Source organism: Vibrio sp. 1641, assembly GCF_033339995.1.
Lineage (GTDB): Bacteria > Pseudomonadota > Gammaproteobacteria > Enterobacterales > Vibrionaceae > Vibrio > Vibrio alginolyticus.
On the sequence record NZ_JAWOVP010000098.1, the window covers coordinates 1 to 831 of the forward strand.

General features: G+C 42.2%; 1 pseudogene. It reads right to left on the bottom strand.

The features are described 5' to 3' along the window. Positions 1 to 831, bottom strand: a pseudogene (locus R7Z47_RS24385) (VPA0450 family T3SS effector inositol phosphatase); the annotation flags it as partial.

An 831-nucleotide genomic window follows, 5' to 3' on the forward strand; every position in this document is an offset into this window, starting at 1 on the left:
GTGTGCTTATCTAGCTGCATGTAAGTATGGCTATCGAGTGGTTTGAACTTAAAGCCATGTTTCGCTAAGTGCGTATCATCGTGGGCAATTGGGTCGTACAGTACATCAGAGCCTTCAGCAACGCGCTTCTCACGTTCATTGAGATCGCCAGTGATCAGAACTTCCTCATTTGGATTAATGCCTTCCATCAACTTGTTGCCTTCGAACTCACGTTTGACTTCTTTGTTGGAATCCAGGTGTGCAGAAATGACGTTTAAAGGTTGTCCATTGATCTCCAAAGCCGTTTTCACGCCGCCTTTATTACCCGTGATGCCCATGAAGAATTCCATGTTTCGTCCACCGATGCCGTGACGATATTCAGACTCATTTTTCACGTTAATATCGACGCCATCTTTCGCAAAAACAGACATCGAAGTGTAGCTGATACCTTCACCAAGCCCTTTAGTCATGACTTTCATTTTGTTTTGGCTAAGCAGGTTCATGCCATCGAGTTCTAGGTCGTTAGCAAGCAATTTCGATTCTTGTTCGGCAAATAAGACCACATCATAGTCACCCTTTTGGATAAGGTTTTGGAAGTAGTTCTTCGTCTCTGCAGGCATCTTTTGGTTGGCTTGGTTGTACGTTAACGTCAGGACCTTAACGTTGCCGTTGTTCTCTTTTTTGTGCAGTTGTTGGTTCATCAAGTTCAGCTTTAAGTCGCTGTTTTTCGATGAATCTGTTTTGCTAAAAAAGCGATTAAAAAAGCTGCGATTTTCTTTTTGTTTGAGGCTAATTTCACCATCATTGCTTTTGGTAACGCTGTATTCTTTACCAAATACAGAGCCAAATTTA